The organism is Yoonia rosea, from assembly GCF_900156505.1.
GTDB lineage: Bacteria > Pseudomonadota > Alphaproteobacteria > Rhodobacterales > Rhodobacteraceae > Yoonia > Yoonia rosea.
In genome coordinates, this window is record NZ_FTPR01000001.1 from 1,909,439 (window position 1) to 1,929,885 (window position 20,447).

Sequence of the window (20,447 nt, forward strand, 5' to 3'; positions counted from 1 at the left end):
GACACTTAGCGCAAAAACAGGATGGATCAGACTTTGCCTTCAAAGTCCTTATGCACAAGCTTTGCATCGCAATAGGGGCATTCAATCCAGCCCTGCTCATGCGGGATTTGAAGCCACACGCGGGGATGACCCAGCGCACCTTCACCGCCATCACAGGCCACGCGCCAATCGTTCACAATCTTTGTTTCGGGGGCTGGTGTGGACATGATCTTACCTGTCTGGTTGCCGCGGGGCGCGCCCCGCCTTAAGTCTGCACCAGACATACCGCAGGTGCGGCGCAGGGGAAAGACAACATGACCGACAATGCCATAGAAATTCACGGGCTGAAAAAGACCTATGCCGCCACCGGGCGCAGCCCTGCCAAAGAGGCGCTGAAAGGGATTGATCTGGATATTCCGCGCGGATCAATCTTTGGCCTTTTGGGGCCGAATGGCGCGGGCAAATCGACGCTGATCAATATTCTGGCGGGTTTGGTCGTGAAAACCGAAGGTACCGTAAAGATCTGGGGCTTTGATCAGGACAAGAACCCGCGCCAATCGCGCGCGGCCATCGGGATCATGCCGCAAGAGCCGCATCTGGACCCGTTTTTTACGCCTGCAGGGTCTTTGGACGTGCAAGCGGGGCTTTATGGTGTACCCAAAAACCAACGCAAGACGGCCGAAATTCTGGAACTGATCGGGCTGACGGACAAAGCCGACGCCTATGCGCGCTCGCTTTCCGGCGGCATGCGGCGCAGGCTCTTGCTGGGCAAGGCTCTGGTGCATTCGCCGCAAATCCTTGTGCTGGATGAACCCACCGCAGGCGTCGATATCGAGTTGCGCAACATGCTGTGGCAGAACGTGCGCAAGCTGAACGATGAAGGGATGACGATCATCCTGACGACCCATTACCTCGAAGAGGCAGAAGAGATGTGCGACGACATCGCCATCATCAACCACGGCGAGGTGATCGTGCGCGACAGCACCGCCAACCTGCTGGGACGGTTGGACAGCAAAACGCTGGTGATCACACCCGACAGCCCCGCCGATCTGCCCGCCCTGCCCGATACGATTACCGGACAAAAGCTGGCCAATGGCATGCTGACCTTCACCTACCAGAGCGGCACGACGCCTGCTGATCAGATCCTGAATATTGTGCGGGATGCCGGGATCACGATCAAGGATGTCAAAACCCAAGAGGCGCATCTGGAAGAGGTATTTTTATCCCTCACCTCATCCAAATAGGCATGGTCTTTCCATGTCCCTTCAAACTTCCCCCGGAGGGCATCAAAATTCCTGAATTTTGATCAGCGCGCCAGCATCCGCCCCATGGGACGACCACCAAGAATATGCATGTGGTAGTGCGGCACTTCCTGCACTCCGTGCGCACGGGTGTTGGCAATCGCACGGAACCCTTCTTCGACACCGGTCAGACGACACACTTCGGCTACGGCCTGCATGAAACCGCTGTGTTCCTCGGCCGAGGCATCGCGGGCAAAGTGATCAAGGCTCATATAAGGGCCTTTGGGAATGACCAGCACATGCACGGGCGCCTGCGGTGTGATGTCTTCAAAGGCCAGCGCATGATCGTTTTCATAGACGGTCTTGTTGGGGATTTCTCCACGCAGGATTTTGGCAAAGATATTCTGATCGTCGTAGGCGTATTCCATAGGTATCCTCAATCAACAAAAAGATGGGGGGTCTCGGCAAGCATGCGTGCCACATCCGGCGACACGCTCAGAAACTGTGCGAGTGCTGCTGCATTTTCGTCCGTCGTCGCGGTTTCCTTGATGCGGCTGGCATTCACAAACTGTGCATCGCGAATGGCTTCGCGTTCATAGACCATGTCATGGCGAATGGTTGGCAAAAGGCGCGCAAACGTCGCTTCACTGGTCTGTGGACCAGCAAGCCCCACCCGCATCGCATGACCGACCAGATATTCATCATCAAAAGCACACTCGATCTCCAGCAGGCGCACAGTGGCGCGGTCGGTGTAGAAATCGGTAATCAGATCAAGGCTGGATGTATCAAGACAGATCACCAAACGGTCGCTGTCGAAATGATCGAAAATCAGACGCATCAAAGCGCGCCGGTGCCGTCCGCGTTTCTGCAACGACGTCTCGATGCCGCCAAGGTCCGGTAACAGGGTTTCGTCTTCGTTAAAAAGATACTCCAGGGCCGGCACATTGGTGTGATGCTGGATTGCGGCCACAAGTCGCTTGGCGACGTGCCATTTCTTGCAGGCGATAATCATCAACTCGCGACTGCGCCCCAATGTCGTTTCATTCTCCCAGAACCGTGGCGCAAAGCGTCGCCCCACACGGCCACGACCTGACAGAAACTGAAACAAGCTGCGCCCTTCGTCGGAAATCACAAAATCCATCCGGTCGCTGGCGTAGAGCGTACCAAGCTGGCTGCGCAGGTCTTCTGCCTCGGGGCTGATCTTGCGCGCAAAAAGCGACCCTTGCCCCAAAAGCAGCTCGTAATGATCGTTATAGAAGGTCACCGGCATGCCGTAGTCTGTGAACATCAGAAACGTCAGTGTGCGATTCTCGATCTCGCGGGCAGGCACAAGGTGGCGTACGAGGGTCTGAAAGAACGTCTCATCGGGGATCCAGGTTGTGCGAAAAAAGCGCATCACATCACGGCGGGCATAGGCGAACTCCAGGATCGCCTCGATAGTTTGACGGCGCAGACACCACCATTGGCTGCCAATCATGATCTGCAAATCCTCTGGGATTTTGCGCGTCATCCTGAAACGCTTTTGCAGCTCTAGCGCGGTATAGAACCGGCGCTTCTGCGTCCGCTCGTTAAAGAAATGGCGATAGACCAGTCGTTCCTCGCGAAAGCCGGTCTTGATCCAGTTGCTGTCAAAGAAATCATGGCTTTCGATGTAGTCCACATCATGTGCATCCAGTAGCTCATAGGCAAATTTCGCAGATTTGATGGGCATGCAATCGCCCGAAACCATGTAGAAATGCGTCGCCCGCGGAAAGGCTGTGACAGCGGCCTCTACGGCATGCAGCGTGGCTTGCACCAGGCTCCACTCGCCCCATCCGCATTTCACGCGACGTTTGGCAAAGGCCACATTCTCGTTTCCAGCCAACGCCGCTTTGATTTCGCTGAAATCAGATGCAGCCGCAGAAGCATCAAAATGAATCGCAATATAGTCACCCGCTGCCGTCAACTGCTCTGCCTGCTGGATAATCGCCGCAGGATTCTTGTGACACAGCAAAATAAAGGCGACACGTGCCATATTTTCTTTCGATCCTCTTTCACAAGTCGTGTTCAAATCTGTCATAACGCGAACAGACATTGAAGTTACAGGCTTTCTTTGCTTTGAAAGAGCACAGTAATCGAAAAGGAATTCTGCGTGGCGAATTTTCCCGGAACCTGGATGACCGAGAGCGAAAGCGTGGTTTACCGCGTGGTGCCTAAATGTGCCTGCTCAACCATTGGCCAGATCATGTACTATTCCGACCACGGCGCGTTCTTTGACGGTGACATCCATGATGCCAAGACAGGCATCCATAAATGGGCTCTGGACGACAGCAAGCCGCTGATTGAGCGGAACGTGGCGGCGCACCAAAGCTACGCGTTTACCTGTGTGCGCAATCCCTACACGCGCATTCTGTCGTCTTTCTTTGACAAGATTTGCGGCGTGCAGCGCAACGGCAAATACTATCGCGGCAATCTGGTGCCACTACTGATCCAGAAATACGGGATCGAGGTAGGCGACCCTGAAAGCGGCTTTGAATTCGACCAGATCAAAAGCTTCCGGCGCTTCCTTTTGTTCGCGCGCGATACCATCCGCTGGCGGCGCCCGATGGAGCCGGACATCCACTGGTCGGCCATGTCCGGTCACATCTCGACTTTTATCGTGAACGGCGGGCGCTACGACAGCATCTTCTGGACCGAGAAATTCAATGACGGGATGCAGCAGGTGCTGGACGGTATCGAAACCAAACACCCCGTCGATCTGGCGCAGATTCCGCGCTTTAACGAAAGCGAAGGACACGGCCCCAAACGTGCCCATCCTGTCGAGGATTACTTCGACGATCTGTCCATGCATATCGTCTATGAGGTCTACAAAAAGGACTTTCGTATCTTCAAATATGATTTCGAAAATCCCGCCAACAAGATGCCCATTGGCGAGATTGATATCGATGAGGTTCACGCCAAACTTGGCTAACACTCGACATTTGCGCCGCACGGCCTAACTCGTTGATCGTAAAGCCGAAGGATGTGGTCTTATGTCGGTCGTATTGATCCTGGGCAGTGGCCCGAATGTCGTAAAATGCCGTGAGTGGCCGCGTGATCCTTTTGACCGGATCGTGGCGATCAATAACGCCTGGGCCGTGCGCCCTGATTGGGATGATCTGATCCACCCTGACGACTTTCCTGTCGAGCGCATGCCGGTGGATATGTCCGCGGGTCAGCGGATCATTCGTGCGACAGAGTATGTGCCGCTCCAAAATACATTGGGTGGTTTTGTTTATGCCGGTGGCACGATGGCCTTTACTGCTTCCTACTGGGCTTTGGCTGCGCTCAAGCCACGGGTTATCGCCGTCTTGGGCTGCGACATGGTTTACGACGACGCGAGCAAAACCCATTTCTATGGCAAAGGCACAGCCGACCCCTTGCGCACAGATGTTTCTCTGCGCTCTCTTGAGGCAAAGTCTGCACGCCTGATGGCTCTGGCCGCACGCCAAGGCTGCGCGATGCTGAATTTGTCGACTGATGAAAGCAGGCTGGTATTTCCGCGCGCCACACCTGAGACCGCGGCAGATGCTAAACCACTGTCACCAAATGAAGCGGTCATAGACGCCGCTTTGGCCGAAGAGGAACGTTTGGGGTATTACGTCCCCTCTGGCAAATACTGGAAAGAGGAAAGCCGCTTTAATGTGGCCGCCATAGATGCGCTGGACGCGCTCTGGCTTAAAGCAGTCCCTGCCCCTTGAACAAAGCTTTCAAATGCGCCTCGGGGCGCGCACCGATGTGGCTGATCACCTCGGATGCGGCAACATTGCCCATCATCGCGCAGGTCTGCAGATCGTGACCATTAGTCAGCCCCCACAGGAACGCACCGGCAAAAAGATCACCCGCGCCGGTGGCGTCAACAATCTGTGTCGGCACTGCAGGCACATGCCAGCGCTGGCCCTCAGCCAGGACATGTACGCCATTTTCACTATCGGTACAGGCAACGATCGCCACCTCTGACGCCGCTTGTGCGAGGGCGTCATCAAAATCTTCGGTCTGATACATCGACCGCATTTCAGCACGATTGCAGAAAAGCAGGTCCACATGATCGCGGATCATATCGCGAAACGCATCGCGGTGGCGCTCAATGCAGAACGGGTCGGACAACGTCAGAGAAACGCGCCCCCCCGCGCCCTTACAGGCCGCAACGGCCTTGGCGAAAGCGGCATGACTATCGGGGCCGTCAAAACGGTAGCCTTCCAGATAGATCCATTCGGCTTCGGCCATCTGGTCTTCGTCAATGTCATCCGCGGACAGGAACTCTGTGACGCCCAGATAGGTATTCATCGACCGCTCGCCGTCAGGGGTGACAAGGACAATGCAGCGGCCAGTTTCGGCCTCTTCGGACTTGGGCGCCATCGCTGTTTCGTAACCGGCACCCTGCGCGCGCAGATCGTGGGCAAAAATCGCGCCCAACTGGTCGTCCTTCACCTTGCCTACATAGGCGGTCCGTCCGCCCAGATGCGCAATGCCCGCAATGGTATTGGCCGCGGACCCGCCGCTGACCTCTTTGGCGGGACCGACGCGGGAATACAGATCAACCGCACGGTCCATATCGATCAGCTGCATGATGCCTTTTTCAACACCGGCCTCGGCCAGAAATGCATCTTCGGCGCGCGCGAGAACATCGACCATCGCATTGCCGATGCCCACGACCTGATACTTTTTCATAGGTTTTTATCCTCAAACATACAAAGATCGCGGATCAGACAGCCCGCGCATTTCGGTTTACGTGCCACACAGGTGTAGCGGCCATGCAGAATCATCCAGTGATGCGCATGGAGTTGAAAATCAGCCGGTATATGGTCTTCGATCGCGCGCTCAACCGCATCCACATCCTTGCCCGGAGCTACACCGCTTCGGTTACCAAAACGGAAAATATGGGTGTCGACCGCCTGCGCCGGTTGCTGCCACCACATATTCAGCACGACGTTGGCCGTTTTGCGCCCGACTCCGGGCAGGGATTGCAGGGCCGCGCGGGAATTGGGAACAACGCCACCATAGTCATCGACCAGAATCTGGCTCATCTTGATGACGTTCTTAGCCTTCTGACGGAACAGGCCAATGGTCTTGATATGCTCGGTCACACCCTCAAGCCCGAGGTCGAGCATTTTCTGGGGTGTATCGGCAATCTTGAACAGCTCCCGCGTCGCTTTGTTCACACCTGCATCAGTGGCCTGCGCCGACAATGCGACAGCCACGACAAGGGTGTAGACATTCACATGCTCAAGCTCGCCTTTGGGTTCAGGCTCTGCTGCATGGAACCGCTCAAAGATCGCGCGGATAGTATGATAATCGAGCTGTTTTGCCATGACGTCCGGTATGCCTTGAAGCCCGAAAGGGGGCAAGCGCGGATGCGCAATTTTCGGGTCGCTTCAGCGCTGCCTTGACCATAGTTTGACCGCATGGAACAGAATGACACATATCATTATCAAGTCATGCGCCGCGCGATTGCGGCAATTGACGCAGCAGGCGATGCCCCGCTCCCGCTGGCCGATCTGGCCGGCGAGATGAACATGAGCCCCGCGCATTTTCAGCGCCTCTTTTCCACGTGGGTGGGTGTGTCGCCCAAGCGTTACCAGCAGTATCTGACGCTGGGTCACGCCAAAACGCTGCTGCGTGACCGGTTCACCACGCTGGAAACAGCCCATGCCGTCGGCCTGTCGGGCAGTGGCCGCTTGCACGATCTCTTTGTGCGCTGGGAGGCCATGAGCCCCGGTGACTATGCCCGCGACGCAGCTGATCTCACAATCCGCTGGGGGTGGTTTGACAGCCCCTTTGGCCCTGCCTTGGTGATGGGCACCGCGCGCGGGATTTGCGGGTTGGCCTTCGCCGCAGAATCCGGACCGGATGAGGCCATGGCCGATCTGCAAGCGCGCTGGCCGAAAGCCGTCTATATCGAAGATCCCGATGCCCTTTCTCCTTGGGCGACAGCCGCCCTTGGCATGACTGGCGAGACACGACTGCACATGATCGGCGCACCATTTCAGCTCAAGGTCTGGGAGGCGCTGCTGACCATCCCTTCGGGCCATGTCACCAGCTATTCCGAAATTGCGCAGGCCGTTGGCAGCCCCAAGGCCGTGCGCGCGGTCGGCACTGCTGTCGGGCGCAATCCTGTCAGCTGGCTGATTCCCTGTCACCGAGCATTACGCAAATCGGGCGCACTCGGGGGGTATCATTGGGGTCTGCCAGTCAAACGCGCCATGCTGGCATGGGAATCCGCAAGGGCCGACGCCGCACCTCGAAACCTTTAGAATAGGCAAAACCCTGCTGGTGCCAGCGCCGTTATTGGATATCATTGCAAAAATGGGCATAAGCTGACCCATCACAGATGGTGCGCCTATTGCACCGATATTAAATGGAACCATGACCATGAAACTTTCGAAATTTCCGCTCGTTGTCGCTGCTGCGTCGCTGACACTGATTGCCGCCTGCGATGAAACGGGTCCGAACCAGATGCAGAACACGCAACAAGGTGCCGCAATCGGCGCAGGCGCCGGGGCTCTCTTGGGTGTGATTGCCAATAGTGGCGGCTCTGTCGAGGACCGCCAGCGCGGCGCGCTGATCGGTGCGGCGCTGGGCGGTGGTATTGGTGCCGGTGTCGGCAACAGCCTTGACCGTCAGGCAGAGGACTTGCGCCGTTCACTGCGCAGCGATGTTGGTGTGTCCAACAACGGCCGCAACCTTGTTGTTGTTCTCAGCCAGGACCTGTTGTTCGCAACGAACAGCACGCAGGTGTCCGGCACATCGCAAAACGAGTTGCGTATCGTCGCAAACTCGCTGAACCAATATCCGGACACAACGGTCAACGTGATCGGCCATACCGACAACGTCGGTGATGCGTCCTTTAACCAAGGCCTGTCCGAGCGCCGCGCCCAAGCTGTTGCTGCGATCCTGATGGGTGGTGGCGTGTCACCGGCCCGTATCCGCTCGATCGGTGCTGGTGAGAACAACCCGATTGCTTCGAACCTGAACGCATCGGGCCGCCAGATGAACCGCCGCGTGGAAATCGTGATTACGCCAAACTAAGGCGCAGCTTCATACACTGGATTTCGGAGGAGCCGCAGTGATGCGGCTCCTCTTTCTTATTGTGGATGCGGGACGTTGGTCATATCATTTGACCAATATATTGCGAAAGCTCACATGCCTTTTGAACCGGTCAGCCAAGAAAAACTCTCGCATGGCGTTGTGCGCCAGATCGAAGGATTGATCCTGAGAGGCATTTTGCGTCCGGGCGAACGGCTCCCGTCAGAGCGTGAACTCAGCGAACGGATGAGCGTGTCACGCCCGTCCCTGCGCGAGGCCCTGTCAGAATTGCAGGAGCGTGGCTTGCTGGCGTCCAAGGCAGGTGCCGGCGTTTATGTCGCCGATGTGCTGGGGTCTGCCTTTGCGCCGGCATTGGTCACACTGTTCTCCACCCATGATGAGGCGGTGTTCGACTACATCAGCTTTCGACGTGACATGGAAGGGTTGGCAGCCGAACGCGCAGCGCGATTGGCCAGCGATACAGACTTACAGGTCATCAACGCCATTTTTGAAAAGATGGAAGCCGCGCATCAGAAACGCAATCCTGCCGACGAGGCACATCTGGACGCTGATTTTCACCTGTCCATCATCGAGGCCAGTCACAATATCATCATGCTGCATATGATGCGTTCGATGTACGAGCTCTTGCGTGAAGGCGTGTTCTATAACCGCACAATCATGTTCAAACAGCGCATGACCCGTGACGCGCTTTTGGAACATCACCGGATCATCAACACGGCTTTGCAGAACCGTGACCCAGCGGGTGCGCGCAAAGCGGTTGAGACACATCTGAATTTCGTCGAAGCCTCGTTGTCGGATCATCAGAAATCCGAACGCAACGAAGTCTTTGCCCAAAAGCGGTTGGAACACGAAGGCTGGCGTTAGTCCGCCCGCCCTTTGCGGATCATGTCTGTCCAGAGCCAGATCGAGATGACCGCCTGAATGGCCAAGCCCGTCAGCGCGTAAGGATGCAGGACGACAGCAACCTGTCCAAGGATCACCGCAATATTCCAGAACCAATGCCAAATGATCAAAGGCCAGAGGTTGCCGACGCGGATCGCGATCGGGGCAAGAAAGAACCCCACCAGAAACGCAAAGAGCACTTGCAGCGACGTTTCCGACGCCCCCTGCCCGGCGATGCGGTTCACCCAATGGAAAAGGCCGAACGACAAGGCACTCAGAAACATCGCTGCCGGCACCGCGAGGCGGGTGATCGCACCGCGCAGCAGGACGCCCCGAAAAACAATTTCTTCACCAAAGGCGACCAGAAATGTCGTGACGGCCAGAAGCGTGATCCCGAAGGCACCCAGGCCTGCCATCATCTGCGCTGTAAGCGCTTGCGCAATGCCCGCCCCCATCACGGCCAGAACTACCCAGCTTGGCAAAAACCAAAGCAAACCCGACCACTGTACCCGCCCGAACCCGACAGCGCGCCAGTCTGCAAAACGCACGACGACAGCGGCACACATGAAAACAGCAATCAGTTGAACGGGTAACAGTGAAAGCAGTGCAATTTCGAGGCTGATCGGCTCCTGCCGCAAAACGAAGATATAGGCCGTCCCGACAGCGATAATCGCAGTATAGGCAACTGCCGTCATTATCCCGAGCCGAAGGCTAGGCATCGTCAATACTCCTGCACTTCGCCCTGGCTGCCAGTCTCAGAGGCACCCCTGTCTGTGTCAACGAAAAAGCCCGACCGCGGCGAACGCAATCGGGCTTTTCAGAAGACATATTTTGGGCTTAGTGCAGTTTTTCAGCAACCGTGCCGATGGCGTCATCAATCAACGCACCAGCGGCCTTCGCATCCATCTGCTTGGCCATCACGTCTTTCGCGACAGCAACAGCAACAGATACGGCTTGGTCGCGCACCTCTTTCACGGCAGAGTCCTGCGCGCTTTGTATCTGCTCTTCGGCAGCGGCAAGGCGGCGTGTGATTGACTTGGCGATATCGTCTTTTGCTGCAGCAGCCGCATTTGTGGCCTCTTCTTTCGCAGCCGATACGATCCGCGCAGCCTGTTCCTGCACTTCTTTTTGCTTGCGCTCGTAGCTGGCCAGCAGGGCCTGTGCTTCTTCGCGCAATGCTTTGGCTTCGTCCAACTCGGCTTTGATGTTGTCCGCACGCTTGTCCAGCATATCGCCAACCAGGCCGGGCACTTTGAAGTACATCAGAATTCCGATGAAGATCAGGAATGCGATCGTGACAACAAAGTCAGTGTTCGCCAGTGAGAAGAACGGCTTGTCACCCGCAGCAAGCGCAGGGCTTGCTGCAAGGGCAAAAAGGGATGTGAGCATCAGTCTCATGAGTTATCCCTTCATCCGTGCAGTCACCGCAGCGGTGATCGTTTTGGCGTCCGCAGTGCCACCCATGGCAGCAACCAGTTCCTTGGCTGTGGCCTTGGCAACCTCTGTCACGCTCTTGACGGAACCTTCGCGAATTTCGGCAATCGCCGCTTCGCTCTCGGCTGTCTTGGCGGCAATCTGTGCATCAGCTTTCTCAAGCTCGACGTCCAGTTCCGCCTGAATTTCTGCTTTCGCTTCAGCAACGATCTTGTTGGCTTCCGCGCGCGCATCCAAAAGCGCCTGGTCATATGCCGCTTCGGCTTGCGCTGCTTTGTTCTTCAGCTCTTCAGCCGCGGCAATGTCATTCGTGATTGTGCCGGAGCGTTCCGCCAGAACCGCACTGATACGGGGCAGTGCGACGCGGGACATCACGAAATAGACTGCGATAAGCGTGATAACCAGCCAGAAAATCTGGTTGGGCATCCAATCTGCGCAAAGCTGCGGCATGCCAAGGGCAGAGCCCCCTGCATCAACGCAAACTCCTGCGACGTCTGTTGTTTCTGTTGCCATTATGGCCCCCGAATACCTTGAATGTTTACCTGATGGCCGCGGTCACGCGCCCATCAGGCCGTAAGGATATGGGTGTGTTCTTAGACTGCGAACATAAGCAGAAGCGACACGAGGAACGCGAAGATCCCCAGAGCTTCGGCAAATGCCAGACCGATGAACAGTGTTGCTGTCTGACCAGCAGCAGCAGATGGGTTGCGCAGTGCGCCTGCCAGGTAGTTACCTGCTACGTTGCCAACACCCAGTGCAGCCAAACCTGAACCGATTGCCGCAATGCCTGCGCCGATGTGTGCGAGATCGCCTTCCATGTGAATTCTCCTTACGATTGGAAGTTGAGTAGAGTGGCGGGAAACCCCGCCGTTGTTAGTGTGCGGGATGAAGCGCGTCTTTGAGATATACGCACGTCAAGATGGTGAAAACGTAAGCCTGGATACCACAAACAAGGATCTCCAGACCGTAGATCGCGATAATCCCCAAGATCGCAGCGGGGCTGATCAGCGCCGCAGCAGCGAAGGTCGCGAACACTTTCAGAACGACGTGACCCGCGGCAATGTTACCGGCCAAACGAATGGACAGGCTGACGGGACGGACGAAGTAGGAAATGATCTCGATAATCGCGATGATCGGGCGCAGGAATGCGGGCGCATCCGACATCCAGAAAAGACCAAGAAATGCAGGACCGTTCTTGACGAAGCCAAGGATTGTAATCGCGATGAATACGCCAAAACCCAAAATCACGGTCACCGCGATCATCGAGGTCGGCGAATAGGACATCGGGATCAGGGCAAGATAGTTCGAGAACAGAATGAACAGAAACAGCGACATGATGTAGGGGAAGTACTTGACCCCATCCTTGCCGGTCACGTCCTCGACCATCTTGTAAATGAAACCGTAAAGGAGCTCACCGACGGACTGCAGACGCGTTGGAATGATCGCGCGACCACGGCTGCCCAGTACAAAGACCGCAATAATCGCCAACAGCGCGATTGCCATCCAGAGCGTTACGTTCGTTGGTGTATACCAGCTTACGGGACCATCACCAAACAGCGGCTTGACGATAAATTGGTCCAGCGGGTGGAATTGGAATACGGAACCACCTTCGGAGTACTCTTCAGTCGCCACGTGCTTCACCCTCTTCTGTCGCAGCCGCAAGCTGCTTTCGTTGAACCTCTTTGGCTGATCGCACCATGGTCATCACACCAGCCGCGAGGCCAAAAAATATAAACAGCACCAGGAAAATCGGCATCGTCCCCAAAAGGGTATCCAGCCCGTATCCGATGCCAAATCCGATCCCAAGACCGGAAACAAGCTCGATCACCATTCGCCAGGCAAGTTGCACCTGAGAGTAGTGTTCTTCCGAATGGTCCTTAACCTCCGCCGGCGCTTTCAGTGCAGCGATCTTCGCTTCAAGTGCTTTGAGGCGCGCTGCGTCTTCGCTTTCAGACATTGGCATAACCCTTTGGAAGGTTGCGCATGGTTTAGGGCGCAGGGGAATGAGAGTCAATAGAGCCCATCTCCCGTATTAATTGTTTAATAACAAACAATTAGTGAGGCACTGAGCCCTGGAATTTTCACCCCTCGACACAACGGAACGCAAATCCAATATTCAACCAAATGGTTGACGTTTCTATTGCGTGCCGCTTAATCGAAGCCATGACCACCCAACTTGACCAAACCTTTGCGGCATTGGCCGACCCGACCCGGCGTGCGATCCTCGCGATGCTGCTTGAGGATGACATGGCCGTCACCGACGTTGCGGAACCGTTCCAGATGTCATTGGCAGCGATCTCCAAGCACTTGGGCGTGTTGACCGCAGCAGGGCTGATCTCGCAAGAAAAGCGCGGACGTGTAAAATGGTGCAAACTGGAACCAGATGCTCTGCGCGAAGCTTCGGTCTGGATGCAGGCCTTTGGACAAATGGACGCGATTGATCTGGACGCATTCGAGACGTTCCTGGAACAACAGCTCAGCACGTAAGGCGGATCTTCATCCACTGCGCCATGCATACAGTTGTTCTGAACACGCGCTGGCAACCTGTCATGCCTGGTCGAAACGCGCGCGCGACGCCGCAATCCGGTTTTCCTGCGCCATCGCCCAATCAACCATCAATGACAGTGGCGCCAGAAACGACTGCCCCAGTTCAGAGAGGCGATATTCAACACTCGGTGGTTTGGTGTCGAATACTTGACGAATGACCAAACCGTCACGCTCGAGGTCGCGCAACGACTGCGTCAGCATCCGTTTGGAAATATCAGGCAGCGCGCGCCCAAGTGCATTAAACCGCTGCGGACCAGCAGCAAGTTCAAGCACGATCAAGCTGGTCCACTTGGCCGCGACATGATCGAGGATGCTGCGCACAGGGCAATTCTCAAGCGTGAAGCCCGCCTCTTTGAACTGCAATGGCCGTTTGCCTGTCAACTGGTTCATGGCGGTTCCCTTTCTGTAACCTAGAGACAAATTCATGCCTCCTTTACGGGGTGATAGGCGGTCTCTAACTGAGAGCTATATGCAAATCCGCACCGAAAGGAAACACGATGTCCAAACTTCTCATTACCGGCGCTTCGGGCCAGTTCGGCCAACTCACCATTCGCGCTCTTACGCAAAAAACGGAACCGGCGAATATCATCGCACTGGTACGCACCGACGACCAGGCAGCGAAGTTTGCAGAGCGCGGCATTGCGACCCGCAGGGGCGATTATAATGACCAAGCCAGCCTTGAAGCCGCATTTGAAGGTATCGACAGGATGCTTTTTGTTTCCGGCTCTGACTTGATGAACCGCATGCCCCAACACAAGGCCATCGTTGCCGCAGCCAAGGCAGCTGATGTGAGCTACATCGCCTATACTTCATTGCTGGATGCGGCTGACAGCGAATTGGCCTTGGCAGCGGACCACAAAGCAACCGAGGCACTGATCGCGGATAGCGGCATCGCATACACTTTCCTGCGCAACGGTTGGTATAGCGAAAACATGCTGATGAGCCTTGAGCAGGATCTGAACATGGGCCAGCATTTTGGCGCGGCAGCCGACGGCAAGTTTTCCTTTGCAGCACGCGCTGATCTGGCCGAGGCCGCAGCGATTGCCCTTTTGGGTGGATATGATGGCCAAACACTGGAACTGGCCGGAGATGAAGCGCTGACAATGGCCGCTTACTGCCCGATCCTGTCCGACGTTGCAGGCACGACCGTCACCTATGTCGATATGCCCGCACAAGCCTATCAACAGGCGTTGCAGGGTGCGGGGCTTCCGCCAGAACTGGCAGGATTTCTGGCCTCAACAGATGCGCAAGCTGCAAATGGCGCACTTTATGACAACAGCCAGACGCTTTCAAAAATGCTGGGCCGTCCGACCGTGACGATGGCAAACGTTCTGCGCAACGCATTGCAAAAGTAAGCACATCCTCGATGATCACAGACTGGCCCCCATCTTGCCGGGGGCCAGTCGCATGCGTGCGGGACCCGCCCCTCGCTGACGCGGGGCGCTACTCCTCGCGCAGCAATAGACCCAAGGCCGCAATCGTCAGCGCGACACCCGCCAGCACCCAGACAGGCGGTGGTGCACCCCCTAAAACCAGCGCCCAGACAATCACCCACGATGGGACAAGATAGGTATAGGCCATCACCTTGGAGCTTGGCAGCCGCATGGCCGCGAATTGCAGCAACACAAAGGTAGAGGCGCTGGCAAAAACCGCCGTGTAAAGGATTGTCAGCCAGACAATTGCCGGCAGCGCAGCCCAATCTGTGGCCGTCAGATCCTCCCATCCCCAAACGGTCAGCAAAATCGATCCGGCCAGCATGACGCCAAAGGAAAATACTGCCGCACTTTCTCCGCGGTTCAGTTTGCGCACCAATGGCGTGTAAAACGCATGGGCCGCGCAGCCCGCAAAATAAATCGCTTCGCCCCGTCCCACCTCAAAGCGCAGCATCGCCGCGACATCAGCGCGAAAAATCACCCAGACGGCCCCAATGGCGCCGATCAACAAGGCCAAAGCGATGCGCGGGGTCAGCTTCTGGCCCAGCAAGAGCCAGCCAAAGCCCGCCGCCATAATAGGTGTAAGTGTAAAGACCGCCGCAGCGCTGACGGGAGGCGCGGTTTTCAAGCCCTCGAACATCAACACGAAATAGGTGCACAAGAAGACGGCCAGCAGAATATAGCGCCAGGGCGCTTGCGCGGCCGCACGCGGCACACCCGTGGTCAGCAACAATGCCACCCCTACAACACCAGTGGCGATCCAAAACCGCACCGCGTTCAGCGCAGTCGGCGTAATTTCATTGGCCGCCAAAGCCCCCAAGGCAAATGAGCCCGCCACGAGCATCGAGAATGCGAGCATCGCCAGATGTCCGGCGCGGGGACCCAAGACTAACACTCGAGCGTTTTGATGCGGTCTTTCAGAAAACGCAGGAAGGTTTGCACCTTGGTTGTCCGGTGCAAATCAACATGTGTCACAATCCAAAGCGGCGCAGACCAGACATCACGCCGTTCCACCACTTCGACCAATTCGGGATAGGTGTGAAGGGCTTGGGACACGACAAACCCGATCCCTGCCCCCGCGATCACCGCATCCTGCAAGTTCCGGTCGTCCGTCGCCCGATAGGTAAAGCGGTCGTCACTCACGACCTCTCGCAACCAACGGGTAAAAGGCGCACGGCTATTGTCGTCGTCTTGGGTGACGAAATAATGGTTCTTCAGATCGGCTTCGTCCTTGGGCATCCCATGCCGCGCGATATAGGCCTCGGACGCAACCAGCGCCATTTGCTGATGCATAAAGGGCTGGACTACATTGTCCGGCTCGTCCGGCATTTTACCGGCACGGATGGCCACATGCGCCTCACCATACTCAAGCCGGAAAACGCGTTCGCCGGTCCGATAGCGCACCCGGACTTCGGGGTGCTCTATCTGAAACCCCACAAGAATGGGCGTCAAAATACGCGAGGCCATCCCCAAAGACGTGACCACCAGATCACCCGAGACACCTTCACCCTGCCCTTTGATGCGCCCCGCCAGTTGCGTGAACTGATCGTCCGTGGCTTGGGCCACCTGCAAAAGATCCTGCCCCGCCTCTGTCGCGGTATAACCGCGGGCATGACGCTGAAACAGCTTCACGCCCAGCCGCTGTTCCAGCGCATCGATATGGCGGATCACTGTGGCGTGGTGGACGCCAAGCTGCTCGGCTGCGCCGCTTACAGTGCCTTGGCGCGCAACCTGAAAAGCGGTCCTGATTTCATCCCAGTTGTCCATTTTCCATCCTGTGCGCTGGCAAACATCTTGCGGTCAAATTCGATCATTTCGTTCGCCAGCGCAAGGCCCCGCACTGGCGCAGAGACGAAAACCCGCCGACACTGGACATCATGCGCTGCGCGCTATCTTTCCCCGTATGAACACCGTAAACCGCCCCCTCACCATTCTGCGCGCCGCACTGACGCTGGCCTTTCTCTACTTCGGGCTGCGCAAGCTGGGCAGCTTCAGTACGGACGTGGCAATCTATGAGGCCATCGGCTTTGGCCAGTTTCCACGCTATATCACCGGATCCATCGAATTGGTTGGTGCGGGGCTGCTTTGGTGGCGGGGTTGGGAAGGGATTGCAGGGCTCCTGCTCCTGGGCACCATGATTGTAGGGCTCAGCGCGCTGCTGATCTGGGTCGGACCACCCTATTGGCACATGTTGGTGCTGATCCTCGGCACCGGAACGGTTGCGGTCCATTATCGCAGTCAGGTCATCGCCTTGATCCGCTGATCGCGCGAACATATCGTCCGCAGCATGAAGATTGTTCACAACACGCCTGAAAAACTGGTGCTTACTTTTGTGCCATGGGTTTTTGCGACAGTCCTGAGTGCGTTGTTGCTTGGCGTGGTCGGGTTTGGATTGAATGCGCTCTTTACGGGCGACGTCAGCGCTGCATTCTGGGGTTTACTCGTGATCCCGGCGTTTGTGTTGTTGTTTCTGGTCATCTTCGTGCGCCGCGATGACCTGATCCTTGACCGTGATAGCAACCTGCTGGAACTGCGCCACTCTACCTTTCTGGGCCGCACGCGCGTGCAGCATAGACTTGAGCATCTCCGAGAGGCCAAATTGCAAAGCAGCCGGAGTGAAAGTGCGAACACTTACAGGATCGCACTCGTCCTAGACGGCGGGATGGATGCGGGCACGCACGCGGTCACCCCGATCTACATCAACGGGCCGGGCCCCGAACGTGGTGTGGCTGCAATCAACGCATGGCTTGCCCAAGATGTTGACTCAGCCCCGCCACAGGCGTAAACGCTCCCCAACATCCGGATAGCACCAGCTTTCCGGTCCCCGCAATTAGGGGATCGCCCTCCGTCAGCGCGTCGCGCCCACGGGGGCGCTACTGCTTTATGCTTTGCGTTCTTATATACGTGGGGCAATGACAACGAAACGAGGGCCTTGGCCGATGTTTGAGAACCTATCCGAACGCCTGTCTGGCGTCTTTGACAAGCTCACCAAACAGGGTGCGCTGAGCGATGATGACGTCAAAACAGCGCTTCGCGAAGTGCGCGTGGCCCTGCTTGAGGCGGACGTATCGCTGCCCGTCGCGCGTGACTTCATCAAGGCGGTGCAGGACAAGGCGACAGGACAGGCGGTTACCAAATCCATCACGCCCGGCCAACAGGTTGTCAAAATTGTCCATGACGAACTGAAACACGTTCTCACCGGCGACGCAGACCCCGGTGCACTGAAAATCGACAACCCGCCTGCGCCTATCCTGATGGTGGGTTTGCAGGGTTCCGGTAAGACCACCACAACCGCGAAACTGGCAAAGCGTTTGAAAGAACGTGAAGGCAAGCGCGTGCTGATGGCCTCGCTTGATACAAACCGCCCTGCCGCGATGGAACAGCTGGCAATCCTCGGCGCGCAGATCGGTGTCGACACGCTACCGATCGTCAAAGGCGAAGATCCCGTTCAAATCGCCAAACGCGCCAAGACCCAAGCCAGCCTTGGCGGTTATGACGTTTACATGCTCGATACCGCGGGCCGTTTGCACATCGATCAGGAACTGATCGCACAAGCCGCCGCCGTCCGCGACGTGGCGAACCCGCGCGAGACACTGCTGGTGGTGGATGGCCTGACCGGTCAGGACGCCGTGAACGTCGCGCAGGAATTCGACGACAAGATCGGCGTGACCGGCGTGGTCCTGACCCGTATGGACGGCGACGGGCGCGGTGGTGCTGCGCTTTCGATGCGCGCGATCACAGGCAAGCCGATCCGCTTTGTCGGCCTTGGCGAAAAGATGGACGCGATCGAAACGTTCGAGCCGGACCGGATCGCAGGCCGCATCCTTGGCATGGGCGATATCGTCGCCCTCGTTGAGAAAGCACAAGAAACCATCGAGGCCGAACAGGCTGAACGCATGATGAAGCGCTTCCAGAAGGGCCGCTTCAACATGAACGACCTCAAGATGCAGCTTGAGCAGATGATGAAAATGGGCGGCATGGAAGGCATGATGGGTATGATGCCCGGTGCCGCGAAGATGGGAAAACAGATGGCCGCCGCTGGCATGGATGACAGCATCCTGAAACGGCAGATCGCACTCATCAACTCCATGACCAAAAAAGAACGTGCCAACCCTGATCTGCTGGCCGCCTCGCGCAAAAAACGCATCGCGAAAGGCGCGGGCCTTGAAGTGTCCGAGCTGAACAAGCTGGTCAAGCAGCACCGCCAGATGGCCGATATGATGAAGAAGATGGGCAAGGGCGGGATGCTGAAACAGGCCATGAAAGGCATGTTTGGCAAAGGCGGCGGGATGCCCGAAGGTATGCCCGACATGAACGACCCCAAAGCCATGGCCGAAGCCGCCAAGGCGCTGCAAGGCAAAATGCCCGGCGGCCTTCCCGGCTTGGGCGGTGGCGCACAACTGCCCCCCGGTCTCTCTGGTTTCGGGAAAAAGAAGTAACTTATGACCCCCGCCCCGACACTCACCACAGCACGGCTTGTCCTGCGCGGTCCGCAAAAGCGGGACCTTGCGGCCTTCACCGCATGGGTGACGCAGTCTGCGCGCATGGAGGCCGTCGGCGGCAAAGGAACCGAGCGGGATGCGTGGCGCGGGTTTATCGCGGGCATCGGGCACTGGCATTGGCACGGCTATGGTTTCTTCACGGTGACGGAACGTGCGTCAGGGGTAGCAGCCGGGCGTGTCGGCATCATCAATCACATCGAATGGCCACAGCCGGAATTGGCGTGGCATATGTTTGACGGCTACGAAGGCCGCTCTTATGCGTTCGAAGCGGCATGTGCCGTGCGCGAATGGGCGGGGCGCACGCTGGGGCTTGAGCGTTTGATCTCGCTGATCTCTCCGCAGAACACGCGGTCAATCGCCCTGGCGACGCGCCTTGGTGCAGTCGAAGACCGGCGCGATATCGTCGACGGTGAAAACTGCATCATCTTCCGGCACCTGTCCCATGATGATCCACGCGCTGTGAAACAAGCAGCGGGGGCAATTGCATGATCCGGACCCTACACATTGAGCGGTTCATATCCTGCGTGACAAAAGCGTCCAGCGACAGCAACGTCGCGCGCCCTTTTCCAATGTCCGTGTCAGGGAGGGTCAAATGACCGACACCACTCTTCGTGCCGCTGAAGTCCTCAAAGGGCATCGCGAAAGCATCGACCGGCTTGATGCCATTCTCGTCTATACGCTGGGCGAGCGGTTCAAGCATACGCAGGCTGTTGGGCGGCTCAAAGCCGAACACGACCTGCCCCCATCCGACCCCGCGCGTGAAGAACAGCAGATCGCGCGGCTCACCGACCTTGCAAACCGGGCCGACCTTGATCCGGAATTTGCCAAGAAATTCCTGAATTTCATCATTCAGGAAGTCATCCAACACCACAAACAACACCAATCGTAGGGTGGATCTTGATCCACCTTACTAGCATCATCTTTAAGGAGACTATCTGATGGCTATGAAAATCCGTTTGGCCCGTGGCGGCTCAAAGAAACGTCCATTCTACGCAATTGTTGCTGCTGACAGCCGCATGCCGCGCGATGGCCGTTTCATCGAGAAACTGGGCACATATAACCCGATGCTGCCAAAAGACAGCGAAGAGCGTGTGAAAATGAACGTCGAGCGCATCAAGTACTGGTTGGGCGAAGGCGCACAGCCGACTGACCGTGTATCGCGCATGCTGGAAGCCGCAGGCGAATTGCCCAAGAAAGACCGCAACAACCCCAAGAAGGGTACACCTGGCAAAGCCGCTCAGGCCCGCGCCGAAGAAAAAGCAGCCAAGGCAGCCGCTGCTGAAGAAGCGGCAAACGCTCCTGCTGAAGAAGCACCTGCAGAAGTGGCAGAAGAAGCCGCAGCAGAAGAATAAACTGCACACCGT

28 protein-coding genes are annotated in these 20,447 nt (G+C 57.0%); 14 read left to right on the forward strand and 14 right to left on the reverse strand.

The annotated features are described in order from the left end of the window. Nucleotides 1-26 precede the first annotated feature (26 nt). On the reverse strand, nt 27-206 hold the full coding sequence (locus tag B0B09_RS09495; protein WP_076659887.1) for a zinc-finger domain-containing protein: 180 nt from the start codon (nt 204-206) through the stop codon (nt 27-29). 87 nt (nt 207-293) lie between these two features. Here B0B09_RS09495 and B0B09_RS09500 point away from each other — a divergent pair, with 87 nt between their 5' ends. Then, entirely contained in the window at nt 294-1,223 is a 930-nt protein-coding gene (locus B0B09_RS09500; RefSeq protein WP_076659353.1) for an ABC transporter ATP-binding protein, read from the forward strand. Nucleotides 1,224-1,285: 62 nt separating this feature from the next. Here the strand turns inward: B0B09_RS09500 and B0B09_RS09505 are convergent, their stop codons facing one another. Together B0B09_RS09505 and B0B09_RS09510 are read right to left on the reverse strand one after the other, a co-directional pair. Continuing rightward, a complete protein-coding gene (locus tag B0B09_RS09505) occupies nt 1,286-1,648 on the reverse strand; it encodes a histidine triad nucleotide-binding protein (RefSeq protein ID WP_055293976.1) in 363 nt (120 codons plus the stop codon). An 8-nt stretch (nt 1,649-1,656) separates the two neighbouring features. Further along, nucleotides 1,657-3,234, reverse strand: a complete 1,578-nt coding sequence (locus B0B09_RS09510; protein WP_076659354.1) for a DUF5928 domain-containing protein — start codon at nt 3,232-3,234, stop codon at nt 1,657-1,659. A 141-nt stretch (nt 3,235-3,375) separates the two neighbouring features. Here B0B09_RS09510 and B0B09_RS09515 point away from each other — a divergent pair, with 141 nt between their 5' ends. Then, nucleotides 3,376-4,170, forward strand: coding sequence for a sulfotransferase family protein (locus B0B09_RS09515; protein WP_076659888.1), 795 nt, complete (start codon nt 3,376-3,378; stop codon nt 4,168-4,170). A gap of 61 nt (nt 4,171-4,231) precedes the next feature. After that, nucleotides 4,232-4,939: a hypothetical protein gene (locus B0B09_RS09520; protein WP_076659355.1), complete on the forward strand. Its 708-nt coding sequence runs from the start codon at nt 4,232-4,234 to the stop codon at nt 4,937-4,939. Here B0B09_RS09520 and B0B09_RS09525 read toward each other — a convergent pair. After that, nucleotides 4,917-5,909 carry an adenosine kinase gene (locus tag B0B09_RS09525; protein WP_076659356.1) on the reverse strand — a complete coding sequence of 331 codons (993 nt, stop codon included), beginning with the start codon at nt 5,907-5,909 and terminating at the stop codon, nt 4,917-4,919. The genes B0B09_RS09520 and B0B09_RS09525 overlap by 23 nt on opposite strands. After that, entirely contained in the window at nt 5,906-6,550 is a 645-nt protein-coding gene (nth, locus tag B0B09_RS09530) for an endonuclease III (protein WP_076659357.1), read from the reverse strand. Before nth ends, B0B09_RS09525 begins: the two co-directional genes overlap by 4 nt. A 93-nt stretch (nt 6,551-6,643) precedes the next feature. On the opposite strand from nth, the gene B0B09_RS09535 reads away from it, so the two are divergent. The 3 genes from B0B09_RS09535 to B0B09_RS09545 all read left to right on the forward strand — a co-directional run bounded on the left by B0B09_RS09535 (nt 6,644) and on the right by B0B09_RS09545 (nt 9,149). Further along, the gene (locus B0B09_RS09535; protein ID WP_076659358.1) at nt 6,644-7,492 is read left to right on the forward strand and encodes a methylated-DNA--[protein]-cysteine S-methyltransferase; all 849 of its coding nucleotides are present in this window, start codon (nt 6,644-6,646) and stop codon (nt 7,490-7,492) included. 118 nt (nt 7,493-7,610) lie between these two features. Beyond that, nucleotides 7,611-8,267, forward strand: a complete 657-nt coding sequence (locus B0B09_RS09540; protein WP_076659889.1) for a YiaD family glycine zipper/OmpA-like lipoprotein — start codon at nt 7,611-7,613, stop codon at nt 8,265-8,267. A 114-nt stretch (nt 8,268-8,381) separates the two neighbouring features. After that, nucleotides 8,382-9,149 (forward strand): FadR/GntR family transcriptional regulator, encoded by a 768-nt coding sequence (locus tag B0B09_RS09545; protein WP_076659359.1) that lies wholly within the window; start codon nt 8,382-8,384, stop codon nt 9,147-9,149. Here the strand turns inward: B0B09_RS09545 and B0B09_RS09550 are convergent. The 6 genes from B0B09_RS09550 to B0B09_RS09575 all read right to left on the reverse strand — a co-directional run bounded on the left by B0B09_RS09550 (nt 9,146) and on the right by B0B09_RS09575 (nt 12,558). Continuing rightward, entirely contained in the window at nt 9,146-9,862 is a 717-nt protein-coding gene (locus B0B09_RS09550) for a CPBP family intramembrane glutamic endopeptidase (RefSeq protein WP_076659360.1), read from the reverse strand. The two genes, B0B09_RS09545 and B0B09_RS09550, sit on opposite strands and share 4 nt — an antisense overlap. A gap of 142 nt (nt 9,863-10,004) precedes the next feature. Then, on the reverse strand, nt 10,005-10,565 hold the full coding sequence (locus B0B09_RS09555) for a F0F1 ATP synthase subunit B (protein WP_076659361.1): 561 nt from the start codon (nt 10,563-10,565) through the stop codon (nt 10,005-10,007). Nucleotides 10,566-10,568: 3 nt separating this feature from the next. Continuing rightward, a complete protein-coding gene (locus B0B09_RS09560; RefSeq protein ID WP_076659362.1) occupies nt 10,569-11,114 on the reverse strand; it encodes a F0F1 ATP synthase subunit B' in 546 nt (181 codons plus the stop codon). 80 nt (nt 11,115-11,194) lie between these two features. Continuing rightward, the gene (locus tag B0B09_RS09565; RefSeq protein WP_055293956.1) at nt 11,195-11,419 is read right to left on the reverse strand and encodes a F0F1 ATP synthase subunit C; all 225 of its coding nucleotides are present in this window, start codon (nt 11,417-11,419) and stop codon (nt 11,195-11,197) included. 55 nt (nt 11,420-11,474) lie between these two features. Then, nucleotides 11,475-12,233, reverse strand: coding sequence for a F0F1 ATP synthase subunit A (locus B0B09_RS09570; protein ID WP_055293954.1), 759 nt, complete (start codon nt 12,231-12,233; stop codon nt 11,475-11,477). Continuing rightward, nucleotides 12,223-12,558 carry an AtpZ/AtpI family protein gene (locus B0B09_RS09575; RefSeq protein ID WP_076659363.1) on the reverse strand — a complete coding sequence of 112 codons (336 nt, stop codon included), beginning with the start codon at nt 12,556-12,558 and terminating at the stop codon, nt 12,223-12,225. The genes B0B09_RS09570 and B0B09_RS09575 overlap by 11 nt, the downstream gene beginning before the upstream one ends. A 206-nt stretch (nt 12,559-12,764) precedes the next feature. Here B0B09_RS09575 and B0B09_RS09580 point away from each other — a divergent pair, with 206 nt between their 5' ends. Then, entirely contained in the window at nt 12,765-13,088 is a 324-nt protein-coding gene (locus tag B0B09_RS09580; protein ID WP_076659890.1) for an ArsR/SmtB family transcription factor, read from the forward strand. A gap of 60 nt (nt 13,089-13,148) precedes the next feature. On the opposite strand, the gene B0B09_RS09585 is transcribed toward B0B09_RS09580, so the two are convergent. After that, nucleotides 13,149-13,538 carry a winged helix-turn-helix transcriptional regulator gene (locus B0B09_RS09585; RefSeq protein WP_076659364.1) on the reverse strand — a complete coding sequence of 130 codons (390 nt, stop codon included), beginning with the start codon at nt 13,536-13,538 and terminating at the stop codon, nt 13,149-13,151. A gap of 107 nt (nt 13,539-13,645) precedes the next feature. Here B0B09_RS09585 and B0B09_RS09590 point away from each other — a divergent pair, with 107 nt between their 5' ends. Further along, a complete protein-coding gene (locus tag B0B09_RS09590; protein WP_076659365.1) occupies nt 13,646-14,503 on the forward strand; it encodes an NmrA family NAD(P)-binding protein in 858 nt (285 codons plus the stop codon). A gap of 88 nt (nt 14,504-14,591) precedes the next feature. On the opposite strand, the gene B0B09_RS09595 is transcribed toward B0B09_RS09590, so the two are convergent. Then, on the reverse strand, nt 14,592-15,467 hold the full coding sequence (locus tag B0B09_RS09595) for a DMT family transporter (RefSeq protein WP_446001692.1): 876 nt from the start codon (nt 15,465-15,467) through the stop codon (nt 14,592-14,594). Between the two features lie 2 nt (nt 15,468-15,469). Beyond that, on the reverse strand, nt 15,470-16,348 hold the full coding sequence (locus tag B0B09_RS09600) for a LysR family transcriptional regulator (protein WP_076659366.1): 879 nt from the start codon (nt 16,346-16,348) through the stop codon (nt 15,470-15,472). A 136-nt stretch (nt 16,349-16,484) separates the two neighbouring features. Here B0B09_RS09600 and B0B09_RS09605 point away from each other — a divergent pair, with 136 nt between their 5' ends. From B0B09_RS09605 to rpsP, 6 genes are all read left to right on the forward strand, one after another. Continuing rightward, nucleotides 16,485-16,844: a hypothetical protein gene (locus B0B09_RS09605; protein WP_076659367.1), complete on the forward strand. Its 360-nt coding sequence runs from the start codon at nt 16,485-16,487 to the stop codon at nt 16,842-16,844. Nucleotides 16,845-16,868: 24 nt separating this feature from the next. After that, nucleotides 16,869-17,366, forward strand: a complete 498-nt coding sequence (locus tag B0B09_RS09610) for a hypothetical protein (protein WP_055293943.1) — start codon at nt 16,869-16,871, stop codon at nt 17,364-17,366. A gap of 154 nt (nt 17,367-17,520) precedes the next feature. After that, complete coding sequence (ffh, locus tag B0B09_RS09615) at nt 17,521-19,020, forward strand: signal recognition particle protein (protein WP_076659368.1); 1,500 nt, start codon at nt 17,521-17,523, stop codon at nt 19,018-19,020. Between the two features lie 3 nt (nt 19,021-19,023). Beyond that, nucleotides 19,024-19,572 (forward strand): GNAT family N-acetyltransferase, encoded by a 549-nt coding sequence (locus tag B0B09_RS09620; RefSeq protein WP_055293939.1) that lies wholly within the window; start codon nt 19,024-19,026, stop codon nt 19,570-19,572. Between the two features lie 103 nt (nt 19,573-19,675). Then, nucleotides 19,676-19,972, forward strand: coding sequence for a chorismate mutase (locus B0B09_RS09625; RefSeq protein ID WP_055293937.1), 297 nt, complete (start codon nt 19,676-19,678; stop codon nt 19,970-19,972). A gap of 49 nt (nt 19,973-20,021) precedes the next feature. Beyond that, entirely contained in the window at nt 20,022-20,435 is a 414-nt protein-coding gene (gene rpsP, locus B0B09_RS09630) for a 30S ribosomal protein S16 (RefSeq protein ID WP_055293935.1), read from the forward strand. The last annotated feature ends 12 nt before the right edge of the window (nt 20,436-20,447 follow it).

Excerpts from the sequence above, each read along its gene's own strand:
- B0B09_RS09495 (WP_076659887.1), bottom strand. The coding sequence starts at position 206 with ATGTCCACACCAGCCCCCGAAACAAAGATTGTGAACGATTGGCGCGTG.
- B0B09_RS09500 (WP_076659353.1), top strand. The coding sequence starts at position 294 with ATGACCGACAATGCCATAGAAATTCACGGGCTGAAAAAGACCTATGCC.
- B0B09_RS09505 (WP_055293976.1), bottom strand. The coding sequence starts at position 1,648 with ATGGAATACGCCTACGACGATCAGAATATCTTTGCCAAAATCCTGCGT.
- B0B09_RS09510 (WP_076659354.1), bottom strand. The coding sequence starts at position 3,234 with ATGGCACGTGTCGCCTTTATTTTGCTGTGTCACAAGAATCCTGCGGCG.
- B0B09_RS09515 (WP_076659888.1), top strand. The coding sequence starts at position 3,376 with ATGACCGAGAGCGAAAGCGTGGTTTACCGCGTGGTGCCTAAATGTGCC.
- B0B09_RS09520 (WP_076659355.1), top strand. The coding sequence starts at position 4,232 with ATGTCGGTCGTATTGATCCTGGGCAGTGGCCCGAATGTCGTAAAATGC.
- B0B09_RS09525 (WP_076659356.1), bottom strand. The coding sequence starts at position 5,909 with ATGAAAAAGTATCAGGTCGTGGGCATCGGCAATGCGATGGTCGATGTT.
- nth (WP_076659357.1), bottom strand. The coding sequence starts at position 6,550 with ATGGCAAAACAGCTCGATTATCATACTATCCGCGCGATCTTTGAGCGG.
- B0B09_RS09535 (WP_076659358.1), top strand. The coding sequence starts at position 6,644 with ATGGAACAGAATGACACATATCATTATCAAGTCATGCGCCGCGCGATT.
- B0B09_RS09540 (WP_076659889.1), top strand. The coding sequence starts at position 7,611 with ATGAAACTTTCGAAATTTCCGCTCGTTGTCGCTGCTGCGTCGCTGACA.
- B0B09_RS09545 (WP_076659359.1), top strand. The coding sequence starts at position 8,382 with ATGCCTTTTGAACCGGTCAGCCAAGAAAAACTCTCGCATGGCGTTGTG.
- B0B09_RS09550 (WP_076659360.1), bottom strand. The coding sequence starts at position 9,862 with ATGACGGCAGTTGCCTATACTGCGATTATCGCTGTCGGGACGGCCTAT.
- B0B09_RS09555 (WP_076659361.1), bottom strand. The coding sequence starts at position 10,565 with ATGAGACTGATGCTCACATCCCTTTTTGCCCTTGCAGCAAGCCCTGCG.
- B0B09_RS09560 (WP_076659362.1), bottom strand. The coding sequence starts at position 11,114 with ATGGCAACAGAAACAACAGACGTCGCAGGAGTTTGCGTTGATGCAGGG.
- B0B09_RS09565 (WP_055293956.1), bottom strand. The coding sequence starts at position 11,419 with ATGGAAGGCGATCTCGCACACATCGGCGCAGGCATTGCGGCAATCGGT.
- B0B09_RS09575 (WP_076659363.1), bottom strand. The coding sequence starts at position 12,558 with ATGTCTGAAAGCGAAGACGCAGCGCGCCTCAAAGCACTTGAAGCGAAG.
- B0B09_RS09580 (WP_076659890.1), top strand. The coding sequence starts at position 12,765 with ATGACCACCCAACTTGACCAAACCTTTGCGGCATTGGCCGACCCGACC.
- B0B09_RS09585 (WP_076659364.1), bottom strand. The coding sequence starts at position 13,538 with ATGAACCAGTTGACAGGCAAACGGCCATTGCAGTTCAAAGAGGCGGGC.
- B0B09_RS09590 (WP_076659365.1), top strand. The coding sequence starts at position 13,646 with ATGTCCAAACTTCTCATTACCGGCGCTTCGGGCCAGTTCGGCCAACTC.
- B0B09_RS09600 (WP_076659366.1), bottom strand. The coding sequence starts at position 16,348 with ATGGACAACTGGGATGAAATCAGGACCGCTTTTCAGGTTGCGCGCCAA.
- B0B09_RS09605 (WP_076659367.1), top strand. The coding sequence starts at position 16,485 with ATGAACACCGTAAACCGCCCCCTCACCATTCTGCGCGCCGCACTGACG.
- B0B09_RS09610 (WP_055293943.1), top strand. The coding sequence starts at position 16,869 with ATGAAGATTGTTCACAACACGCCTGAAAAACTGGTGCTTACTTTTGTG.
- ffh (WP_076659368.1), top strand. The coding sequence starts at position 17,521 with ATGTTTGAGAACCTATCCGAACGCCTGTCTGGCGTCTTTGACAAGCTC.
- B0B09_RS09620 (WP_055293939.1), top strand. The coding sequence starts at position 19,024 with ATGACCCCCGCCCCGACACTCACCACAGCACGGCTTGTCCTGCGCGGT.
- B0B09_RS09625 (WP_055293937.1), top strand. The coding sequence starts at position 19,676 with ATGACCGACACCACTCTTCGTGCCGCTGAAGTCCTCAAAGGGCATCGC.
- rpsP (WP_055293935.1), top strand. The coding sequence starts at position 20,022 with ATGGCTATGAAAATCCGTTTGGCCCGTGGCGGCTCAAAGAAACGTCCA.